Below are 11,100 nucleotides of genomic sequence, written 5' to 3'. Positions count from 1 at the left end.
GGGGGGGGAGGAGGAGAGTGCGCGACTCTACTCGTGCAGGAGGTGCGGCCCTTTTGCGGTGGTATATGGTTCTGTTCAGGGAAATGGCCTGGAATCGCGCACAAATTCGTGCTCACATATGCGCGCGTATGCGGGCCCAGGCACCCGCAGCCAGCATGGCCGCAACGAAAAACCGCCTGGCCACATTAACTGTGGTCAGGCGGCATCTAACAAGCTCGTTGGGTGGCCATGAGGAGCAACGGGTGCTGCTCGCTGTGACCGTCGTGAAGCGAAAACTCTAGCAGTCGTAGTACATTTCGTATTCCTGCGGAGTCGGGCGCAGGCGAACCGGCTCGATCTCGTTTTCGTACTTGTAGTCGATGTAGGTCTGGATGAGGTCCTCGGTGAAGACATCGCCCTCGAGCAGGAACTCGTGGTCGTTGCGCAGGGCCTCGAGCGCGGCCTCGAGAGAAGTTGGAGCCTGCGGGATGTCGGCGGCTTCCTCCGGCGGGAGCTCGTAAAGGTCCTTGTCGACCGGAGCGTGCGGCTCGATGCGGTTCTTCACGCCGTCCAGTCCGGCCATCATCATGGCGGCGAAACCAAGGTACGGGTTGCCCGACGGGTCCGGAGCGCGGAACTCGATGCGCTTTGCCTTCGGGTTGGAGCCGGTGATCGGAATGCGAACAGCGGCAGAGCGATTGCGCTGCGAGTAGACCAGGTTAATCGGAGCCTCGAAGCCCTTGACCAGGCGGTGGTAGGAGTTCAGGGTCGGGTTGGTGAAGGCCAGTACCGCACCTGCGTGGTGCAGGATGCCGCCGATGTACCAGCGAGCAATGTCCGACAGGCCTGCGTAACCGGCCTCATCGTGGAACAGCGGCTTGCCGTCCTTCCACAGCGACTGGTGAGCGTGCATGCCCGAGCCGTTGTCGCCAGCCAGCGGCTTCGGCATAAAGGTGACGGACTTGCCCTCTTCCCAGGCGGTGTTCTTGATGATGTACTTGAAGGTCTGCAGGTCGTCTGCAGCGTGCAACATCGTGTTGAACTTGTAGTTGATCTCCTGCTGGCCACCAGTGCCGACCTCGTGGTGGGCGCGCTCCAGGTCGAAGCCGGCATCAGCGAGCTTCAGGCACATCTTGTCGCGCAGGTCCTGATAGTGGTCGTACGGAGCGGTAGGGAAGTAGCCGCCCTTCAGGCGAGTCTTGTAACCCAGGTTTGCAGAACCGTCCTGGTTCTGGTCCTTACCGCGGTTCCACCAACCTTCGATGGAATCAACTTCGTAGAAGCCGCGGTTGGTGTCGGTCTCGAACTTGACGTTGTCGAAGATGTAAAACTCCGCCTCAGCGCCGAAGAAGCAGGTGTCGGCGATGCCGGTGGAGATGAGGTATTCCTCCGCCTTTTTCGCAACGTTACGCGGGTCGCGGGAGAACGGCTCGAGGGTAAACGGATCGTGGACGAAGAACTTGACGTTCAGGGTCTTTGCCTTGCGGAACGGGTCAATGCGCGCGGTGCTCAGGTCGGGCAACAGTGCCATGTCGGACTCGTCGATGGAAGTGAAACCACGAATCGAGGAACCGTCGAATGCCAGGCCTTCGGCCATTGCGTCCTCGTCAAATGCGGATGCCGGAATGGTGAAGTGCTGCTCGATGCCGGGAACATCCGTGAAGCGGACGTCTACGAACTCGACGCCCTCTTCTTTGATATACGCGACTACTTCCTCGGGAGTTTTGAAGGACATGTGCGGTCTCCTTAGTTGGCCTTGTTTAGTACGCAGTAGGGAATTCTTGCACGCTGTTTCGTGCGCCTGCCGCGCTGTCAAGGACTGGCCGGTTGACGCCTTTAAGCTTAACGAACCACCCATTCATTCTGGAATTAGAACCACGAATTTTGCCGTGCCGCATAAAAGAATCCGCCAATACGGAATGGGCTACGCAAATAGGGAGTAGGTTATCTGTTTGTGGAAACAGGGCAATACCCTGCGCATTCGCGTCACACACGCTTTACGACGAGCCTTTAGCTCCCATGCTGATAGAAAATTGGAAAAGGCGACGCAACATCGCCCCCGGATTACCCCCGCGTAGGCTGAGTGGCTGTCCCAGCCCGTGATTTGATAGCCGGATTACTGCATTAGACTATGAACCCATGGAAGAAAAGCACAGTTGGCTAGATGGCCCTCAGATTCCGGGAGAGTTCGATAATCCGGACAAACTCTCGGACTATCCCGGCCAGGCGTTGGGTCTTGCCCCCGATGGCCCAGGCTCGCAAGCGACGCTGATGCGTCGCGTCGGCGGCATTCTCATTGACTGGATCATTTCCCTGATGATTGCCGGCGCTTTTTCGATGTTCTTCGGCCCGAGCGAGGAGCAAATTGACCAGTTCGGAGATTCGTTTATCGCCTGGCAGTCATTCCTTGCGACCTATACGCCAGTTGTCTTCCTCATTATTGGCACGGTGTCGGTTTGGCTGTTCGCCCGCACTCCGGGGCAGTGGATGATGAAGATGGGCGTCGCTCGCGTGGACAAGCCCGGCGAGCGAGTCGGCTTTGTTCGTGCCTTCTTCCGCAGCTTGCTTACTCTTTTCCTGCTGCCGCCAGCAATCACCGACTCGGATATGCGCGGCATGCACGACCGTGCCACTGGCACGGCCGTCATTTTGGGTTAATGCTGTTTGAGTTAGGGCTATAGCACCAACACGACCAGGACCTGGGCGAGAATGATCTTCATGATCATTGCCATTGGATACACCGTTGTGTATCCCATTGCCGGCAACTCGTTCTTGGCCTGGTCGTTGACGTATGAGAGCACTGCCGGGTGAGTCTGCAAGCCCGAGAGGATACCCGCAGTTTGACCGAACGGAATCTTCAGCACGCGGTGACCGACAATGAGGGTCAACAGTGCGGAGCTAAAGGCGATGATGGCGGCAAGGCCCAGAACTGTCAGTGATGCCGGGTCAGACAACGCAGCCTGGAATCCCTTACCAGCAGTAGTGCCGATACCAGCCAGGAACAGTGCTAGACCCATGGTGCGGAACGCCAGGTTGGCCGAGTAGGGGATAGGCCAAACCAACGGGCCAGTGCGACCAACAGCACCCAGAATCAGCGCCACAACCAGTGGACCACCAGCGGATCCCAGGGCTAGCGAGCTGCCGCCCGGAAGCGGAATCTTGATGAGACCGACCAATACACCCAGCGTAAGCCCAAGGGTGAGCGGCAAGAGGTTGACGTCGGAAAGCTTCTTGTAAGAGTCACCGAAGAACTTTGTTGCGTCCTTGATTTTCTCTGGTGGTGCAACCACGCGGACGCGGTCGCCAAGCTCGAGGCGCATGTTTGGTTCCGCGACGATGTCGTGGTCGCCGCGGCGAATACGCGTAATGATCATGCCGTCCATGCGAGTCTGAAGCTCCGCAATGGGTACGCCCACCACGTCAGATGCGGAGACGAAGATGCGACGGAAGTCCAGGCGACCGTCGTGTGTTGGATCACCTGGCATAAGCTCGCCAATGTATTTGGCGGCACGAGCAATTTCTTCCTCTGTACCGACGACGGAAATAATATCGCCGACAGAGACAGAGTCACCCGGAGATGGAATGTAGAGGTGGCCCTTATACTCGATGCGTGAAACCGTGATGTCCAAACCGAACTTCGACGGAAGGTCAGTGATGGACGGCAGGTCGTCCTTGAGGACCTTGATGTCCCGAGTATGCAGCGGAAGTGCGGCGACACCTGCGTCGATAGCTTCCTGGTCGTGATCGACGCGGAAGACCTTCGACATAATACCGATTGAGGCAATCACTGCCAGCACGCCGATTGGGTAGGCCAGGGAGTAACCAATCACCGGCATATCGTGGGCAGCGGCCAGCTCGCCCTTATCCGAAATGAGGCTAGGAAGAGCATCGACGATTGCTGCCATAGCCGGGGTGTTGGTCAGAGCGCCTGTGAAGGCGCCTGCGCCCTCCACCGGGTCGATAGGCAAAAACTTGATTAGCAAGAAAGACTCGATAGTGACAACTGCGAGCACACCAATGCCGAATAAGTTGTGCTTGATACCGCGTGAGCGTAACGAGCTGAAGAACTCGGGGCCCGCCTCCAACCCGATGGTGTAGACGAATAATGCCAGGCCCACGATGTAAATCAGCGGGGAGATTTGAATTTCCGGCTCAATGGTAGCGAGGATAAGGCCGACGAAGAGGACGGCAGCCACGCCAAGCTTGAAGCCGAAGATCTTGATCTGGCCAATTGCCAGGCCAAGAAACAAAATCACTAGAAGCGCTAAGAGTTCATTTTCAGCCAAGAGTTGCACATATCCCATGGTGGCACAACTAGTAGTAATCTTCATTAAGCATTGTTTTCAGCAAGGATATAACCTTTGCTGACGGCGTGATAAGTGAGAGTAATCACTTCAACAAGACATCAATAACTGTGTTTGAAGTCGTGGCTTTGGACTTCGATTTAAGGCTTTAGAGCACAAAAAAGGGGCCCGAAAGCCCCTTTTTTGCTTTAACCTAGGTTGTCCCTCGTCGGGTTGCCCGAGCAACTGGCTCTGGTGAAACCTAGCTAAAACCTCTAGTGCTTCTTGCCGCGATTTGCGGCACGGCGCGCACGACGGTTCATACCGGCCTGTGGGTTAGCTCCCTTCGGCATCGGCCCCTTGGGCATGTTCGCGCGCGCATCGCGAATGCGGTCCATCGACTGGATGCGCTCATTCAGAGCATTGGCCTGATCCTTATTCAGGTTGCGCGGCAGACGCATGAGTTCGCGCTGCAGCTTCTTCGGAGGGACCTGACCCTCGTCGCTGCCAGCAATCATGTCGTAAATCGGAGCTTCGCCCGCAATGCGTGCCAGCGACTTCTTCTCACGAGCAATCATCTGCTTGACGCGGTTCGGATCACCTTCACCGACCAGCACAACACCGGCGTTACCAATAACACGGTGAACAGCATCCATGTGCTGATTAGCGACAACACCGGTCTTGACGTGCCAGACATAGCCAACGCCCTGACGCATATTGTCCAGCGTCCACGCCGCAGCGCCGGCCTGGCCTTCTGCCTCTGTGTAGAAGGAAGCCTCAAGACGCTTGGAGAAGATGTACATCGCGACCATAAAGCCGATCGAAATACCAATAATCGTCAGAACCCAGGGCCAGACTCCACCAATGAGCAGACCAAGCAGTAGCAGCAGGATAATCGGCCCGAAGAAGCCCAGCGCCATGTAAGGCACGAGCTTGTTGTCCCGCGAGCGCTGCAGCTTAAACGCCTGCCACATCTGGCTACGGGTCTGCTTACGCTGAGCGCGCTTGGCGGCGCGGTTCGCCTTCTTCATTTCTTTCGCATCATTGGTCGCCATAATCACCAACTTTAGGGCATGCGATGTAGTTTTAGGCAATAGACCGCGCCGTAGCGCCGTTTCGCTTTACGACGGCGCTGAGGCCGTCAGGCCTCTAGGAAGCCGGAATAGCCGAAGTAACTGGTGTGTCCTCCGATGCGCCATAGCGGTCGAGCAGAGTCGAGGCTTCCTGCAGAGCGAGGTCGCTGCCGCCGTCGTCGGCAAGCGCGGAGAGATGCTCAGGCAGCTCCTGACCGCGGTGCGCCAGCGCGCGGGCGTAGAGCCGTCCAGCGCGGTAAGAGGAACGGACCAGCGGTCCTGACATGACGCCAGCGAAGCCCATCTCCTCAGCTGCCTTAGAGAGTTTGACGAACTCTTCCGGCTTGACCCAACGGTCAATTGGGTGGTGCAGCGGGGTGGGCCGGAGGTACTGCGTAATTGTCAGGATGTCGCAGCCAGCTCCGTGCAAATCTTCCATAGCGGAGATGATTTCGTCGTAGGTTTCGCCCATGCCCAGGATGAGGTTGGACTTGGTAACTAGTCCAGCGTCGCGAGCACGAGTGATGAGTTCCAAGGAGCGCTCGTAGCGGAATGCTGGACGGATGCGCTTGAAGATGCGCGGCACCGTCTCCAGGTTGTGAGCGAAGACCTCAGGCTTGGCGTCGAAGACCTGCTGTGCGGCGGATTCGTCGCCACGGAAATCGTCGACCAGGAGCTCGACCCCCGTATTCGGGTTGAGCTCGTGAATCTGTCGGCATGTCTCTGCGTAGAGCCAGGATGCGCCGTCGGGCAGGTCGTCGCGGGCGACACCGGTGATGGTCGCGTAGCGAAGATCCATCTCGCGGACGGACTCGGCGACACGGCGCGGCTCGTCCTTGTCCAAGGGATCTGGCTTGGCGGAGTTAATTTGGCAGAAGTCGCAGCGGCGGGTGCACTTGTCGCCGCCGATAAGGAAGGTGGCCTCGCGGTCTTCCCAGCATTCGTGAATGTTTGGGCAGCCAGCCTCCTGACAAACTGTGTGCAGGGAGGCGCCCGAGACACGGTTCTTCATGTCTTTGTAGCTGGGGCCCGGGCGAACCTGGTTGCGGATCCACCGTGGCTTGTTTTCGATAGGGGTCTCGGCATTTCGCGCCTCGACGCGCAGTAACTTACGTCCTTCTGGCTTAACAGTCACAGTTTCACCCTACTTGTTTGTTGATGAGTACTCGAATATGCCGGTAGTGGAGTTGTGCTTCACCCGGTGTGGCAGGCCCTTCGTGGGGTCGGGCGCGGAGCCGAAGGAATGGTCGGCAACGGTCAGACGGCCTTCCAAAGCATCTTGTAAATCCGCCAGAAGCGGCTCTGTCATCTCTGACACGCTAACATCTCGGTCAAGCTCCCGGGATAGGGTGGTCACTCCAGCATCGGAGATGCCACACGGGATGATGTAGTTGTAGAACTCCATAGAGTTGTCGCAGTTCAGACTCAGTCCGTGCATGGTCACACCATGAGTCACGCGGATTCCCAGTGCTGCAATCTTTCGGTCGCTAATTCCGTTTGAGGCCGGAATCCATACTCCAGAGCGGCCATCGATACGGCCAGCAGCTGCGATGCCGGTCCGGCGAACGGTTTGAATGAGGGCTTCTTCCAGTCTGCGGACGTAGTCCACCACATCGACCGGCTGAGCGAGCTTGATGATGGGATACATCACAAGCTGGCCCGGGCCGTGCCAGGTGATGCGGCCCCCGCGGTCGACATCGACGACCGACAACCCATTGGTAGGGCGGTCCTCCGGCTGGGTGCGCTTTCCTGCTGTGTAAAGACTCGGGTGCTCGAGCACGAGAATCTGATCTGGAATCAGGTCTTTCGCACGCTTGGCAGCAAGGTCTTCCTGTAGGTGCCAGGTCTCTTCGTAGTCGACAAGACCCAGGTGCTGAATCTCGATGTCGGAGCTAGAGTCTCGAATGGATTTATCTGCGCGAGTAAAAGGTTTTCTTGGGGCAGTCATGGTGGCCTATAGGATACGCCGAATTTCTGTGGACCTCAGATTTCTTGTTACTTGGATAGCACCAGCCACAAAAATACCCCGGTGGTCACTAGAAAGTGACCACCGGGGCGAAAGTGGCGTGCTTTTGTGGGCTTAGCCGAAGACGACGCGCAGGATGGAAACGGTGATTGCCGAAATACATGCAGCGGCCGGAAGGGTAATAACCCAGGCCAAACCAATCGGCTTCATCAGGTTCCAGTTAGCGGCGCGGTTAACGATACCGACGCCGAGAACAGCACCAATCAGAATGTGGGTGGAGGAAACCGGCAGACCCAGCAGAGAAGCAATCATAACGACCACAGCAGCAGAGAGCTCTGCGGCGAAGCCCGACGCCGGGTGCATCTTAGTCAAGCCGGAACCGACAGTCTGAATAACGTAGCGACCGATGAACCACAGACCGGAAATCAAAGCGACACCCATTGTGGCCATGACTGCCAGCGGAACACCAGACTCAGAAGAAATTTCGTTGGTCTTCAGAACATCCAGAATTGCCACGAACGGGCCAAGTGCGTTAGCGATGTCGTTCGAACCGTGGGAGAAAGCGAACGCAGAAGCGGTGAAGACCTGCATCCAGCTGAACAGCAGGAAGGTCGAGCGGTCGAGGTCCTGGCGCTTCAAAGTGCGGGCGAAGATGTAAACGGCGAGCCACACGGCGGTGGCAATCATGCCCATAATCAGGAAGTTGTCCAGGCCGGACAGGCCCAGGTGTAGGTTCTTGAGGCCCTTGAACAGCATCATCGCGGAGATGACGACGGAGCCCAATGCGGCCAGGCCTGGAACCCAGGCTTCTAGCGCGCGGTGAGCGCGGACGTCATCAACCTTGGACTCGATGTCAACGAGCTTGCGGAAGTAGTCAGACTCCAGGTCATTCCGCTCCCAGTCGGTGTCGCGCATCGTTGTCGCGTCGCGAAGCATCGCGTTGGTGTAAGAGATCTGCTCGTGCTCAGGCAGCTTTTCGAACTCTTCACGGTGCTGAGCCTTAAGATCGGCCTTTTCCTGGTGGATGGCCTGCAGCTGCTGAGAAGCCTTGTCGTTATAGACGAGAATCGACTTCTTAATGCCGCCGAACAGAAGAAACGCGACCAAACCGCCAAGGAGCGGGGAGAGAACCCAGGAAATTGCAATCTGGCCGATCTGATCCCACTGGACCATGCTCCAGCCACCCTTGCCGGTGATGAAACCGACCGTCAGTGCGGCACCGACGATACCGCCGACGATGGAGTGGGTCGTGGAAACTGGCCAACCCATGCGGGTGGCAACGAGGAGCCACACTGCCGCGCCGAGAAGCGCGGACATCATGATGAAGGCGAACTCCATCGGGTCCAAACCGTGGATCGCATTCAGGTCCACAATGCCGGAACGGACGGTGTCAGTAACCTCGCCACCTGCGAGGACGGCGCCCGAAACCTCAAAGACTGAAGCGACAACTAGCGCCTGCTTCATGCTCAGGGTGCCGGCACCGACTGAAGTACCGAAGGAGTTAGCAACGTCGTTACCGCCGATATTGAACGCCATGAAGACGGCGAACGCGATGGTAATCAGAAGAATTGCCGTATTTGCCTGCGGGCCGACGAAGTCATAAGCCCAGAAGACAAAAATTACGATGTTGATTGCGAGAAGCCCGCCGAAGAAGAGATGCCACCACTTATCTGAGGAGCTCGATTGCTCAGACGATGTGGTCTCGGTCGACGAACTAGTATTCGCTGGAGCCGAGGACATGCTCCACCTTTCTAAGTTACGTACAGAGAGCAAAAATAGGCACGCCAAAGAAGCCTGCTGTCTAATGATTTCTTAGATTGGTAAAGGCTAATTGCTAACTAGGTGACGGCTAGGTTAACAAATAATGAATTTAATTATCGATATCTTTGGCCCTCGTTGGCGCAGCTGGAAGCGATAGTCGAAACTAAGTGTGTGGGTGTGTGGCGTTTTCGCATTTCGGCAGTACAAAAGCATGCACATTTGCTACTTGCGGTTTTGCGTTCAGCTAGGCCTTCCCGCTGTTCGCTAATGGCTTAATGGCGCAATAACAGCGCGTAAATTCTTTGTGCCGATGGAGTTAGCTATGTGTGGCTACGCGAAATCTGAGTACTAGCCAAGAATAGGGCGTCTGCGCATTTGAAGGAATCGCTGATTAGGTTCAACTGCGGAACGAATGCGGCAAAAGAAATACCCGCGTCAGCCGCAATGTGCGACTAACGCGGGCAGGGAAGAGGTGGAACCTCCTGCTAGCAAGCCAGCTAGATTCCCGCGGCGCTACCACCCCAGGAGGGGAGCAGGCTGCTTAGAGCTGCAGATCCGATTCGAAGTTAGCAACCTCGAGGCGGTCAACAACGGTCGTCATGAAGCGACCTGCATCAGCGCCGTCGATGAGGCGGTGATCGTAGGTAATTGGCAGGAAGACCATGGCACGAACACCAATGGCATCTGCCTCATTCTCGGTGACGACTACTGCGCGCTTCTTAATCGCGCCGGTTCCGACCATTGCGGCCTGCGGCGGAACCAGAATCGGGGTGTCGGTCAGAGCGCCCTCGGAGCCGATGTTGGTAATGGTGAAGGTGCCGCCGGACAGGTCCTTCGGGGTCAGCTTGTTATTGCGAGCGCGGTCTGCGATGTCCGCGATAGCAGCAGCCAGCTCCGGCAGGGACATATCCTGAGCGTCGTGGATGACCGGGGAGAGCAAACCACGTTCGGTATCGACAGCGATACCCAGGTTGACCTGCTCGTGGTAGGTAATCTCCTTGGTCTCTTCGTTCCAGGAAGCATTGACGTTCGGGTGGCTGACCAGAGCCTCAACGATTGCCTTTGCAAAGAATGGCAGGAAGGTCAGCTTCGCGCCGTGCTTCTTCTCGAACTCAGCCTTCTTAGTAGCGCGTAGATCCCAGATGGCAGTCATATCTGCCTCGTGAACCTGGGTCAGCTGTGCGGAAGTCTGCAGAGACTCGAGCGTCTTGGCAGCGGTGATTTCGCGGATGCGATTGACACGCTGGGTGGTGCCGCGCAGTTCAGCGAGCTCAGGGCGAACGCCCTTGGTGGACCAGTTGGAGCCGGACTCAGCAGCAGTCTCCTGGCCGCCCTCAGCAGCGCGCAGAACATCCTGCTTACGAATGCGGCCGCCGATTCCAGAGCCCTCGACCTTAGTCAAGTCAACGCCGTGCTTGTCAGCCAGCTTGCGGACCAGCGGGGTGACGTAAGGAACGTCCTTGTTAGCGGAAGGCTTGGATTCAGCCTTCGGGGCCTCAGCCTTTGGAGTCTCCTTCTTCGGCTCTTCCTTCTTTGGCTCCGGCTTGGACTCTGCCTTTGGAGCTTCCTTCTTTGATTCCGGCTTGGATTCAGCCTTTGGAGCTTCCTTCTTCGGTGCGGCCTTCTTTGGCTGGCCACTGCCAACGCGAGCGATGACCTCGCCGACGTCAACGGTGTCGTCTTCGTCGTAGAGGACCTCGAGCAGGGTGCCTGCGACCGGGGAAGGAATTTCGGTGTCGACCTTGTCGGTGGAAACCTCGAGCAGTGGCTCGTCGACCTCGACGGTGTCGCCGACCTTCTTCAGCCAGGTGGTGATGGTGCCTTCGGTGACGGATTCGCCGAGCTCCGGCATCTCAACGTCGGTGGCGTCACCAGCGTCAACGTCAGTGGAGTCTTCCTCAGTCTCCTCGTTGGCCTTTACTGGCTCCTCGTCCTTCTCGACTGCAGCAGATGCCTCTTCGGCTTCTTCCTCAGCCGATTCGTTGGCGGCCGGAGCAGCGTCTGCATCGCCAACGCGAGCGATGACCTCGCCGACGTC

General features: G+C 57.4%; 8 protein-coding genes. 1 reads left to right on the top strand and 7 read right to left on the bottom strand.

The window, feature by feature from the left end; all coding sequences use genetic code 11:
• Positions 1–277: 277 nt before the first annotated feature.
• The gene (gene glnA, locus HMPREF3042_RS04730) at positions 278–1,714 is read right to left on the bottom strand and encodes a type I glutamate--ammonia ligase (RefSeq protein ID WP_070852121.1); all 1,437 of its coding nucleotides are present in this window, start codon (positions 1,712–1,714) and stop codon (positions 278–280) included.
• 404 nt (positions 1,715–2,118) lie between these two features.
• On the opposite strand from glnA, the gene HMPREF3042_RS04725 reads away from it, so the two are divergent.
• A complete protein-coding gene (locus HMPREF3042_RS04725) occupies positions 2,119–2,637 on the top strand; it encodes an RDD family protein (RefSeq protein WP_038625896.1) in 519 nt (172 codons plus the stop codon).
• A 17-nt stretch (positions 2,638–2,654) separates the two neighbouring features.
• Here the strand turns inward: HMPREF3042_RS04725 and HMPREF3042_RS04720 are convergent, their stop codons facing one another.
• The 6 genes from HMPREF3042_RS04720 to sucB all read right to left on the bottom strand — a co-directional run.
• A complete protein-coding gene (locus HMPREF3042_RS04720; protein WP_210403433.1) occupies positions 2,655–4,274 on the bottom strand; it encodes an aspartate:alanine exchanger family transporter in 1,620 nt (539 codons plus the stop codon).
• A gap of 263 nt (positions 4,275–4,537) precedes the next feature.
• Positions 4,538–5,317: a DUF4191 domain-containing protein gene (locus HMPREF3042_RS04715; RefSeq protein ID WP_005511046.1), complete on the bottom strand. Its 780-nt coding sequence runs from the start codon at positions 5,315–5,317 to the stop codon at positions 4,538–4,540.
• A 94-nt stretch (positions 5,318–5,411) separates the two neighbouring features.
• The gene (gene lipA, locus HMPREF3042_RS04710; protein ID WP_070856254.1) at positions 5,412–6,470 is read right to left on the bottom strand and encodes a lipoyl synthase; all 1,059 of its coding nucleotides are present in this window, start codon (positions 6,468–6,470) and stop codon (positions 5,412–5,414) included.
• Between the two features lie 9 nt (positions 6,471–6,479).
• Entirely contained in the window at positions 6,480–7,283 is an 804-nt protein-coding gene (lipB, locus tag HMPREF3042_RS04705; protein WP_070856252.1) for a lipoyl(octanoyl) transferase LipB, read from the bottom strand.
• 132 nt (positions 7,284–7,415) lie between these two features.
• A complete protein-coding gene (locus tag HMPREF3042_RS04700; RefSeq protein WP_070856250.1) occupies positions 7,416–9,041 on the bottom strand; it encodes an inorganic phosphate transporter in 1,626 nt (541 codons plus the stop codon).
• A gap of 562 nt (positions 9,042–9,603) precedes the next feature.
• On the bottom strand, positions 9,604–11,100 hold a 1,497-nt coding region (gene sucB / locus HMPREF3042_RS04695; protein WP_246822316.1), incomplete at its 5' end, for a 2-oxoglutarate dehydrogenase, E2 component, dihydrolipoamide succinyltransferase.

This window comes from Corynebacterium sp. HMSC074C05, assembly GCF_001838325.1.
In the GTDB taxonomy this organism is placed as follows: domain Bacteria; phylum Actinomycetota; class Actinomycetes; order Mycobacteriales; family Mycobacteriaceae; genus Corynebacterium; species Corynebacterium amycolatum.
The sequence above is the reverse complement of the archived record's forward strand: the minus strand, read 5'-3'. Positions and strand labels throughout refer to the sequence as shown.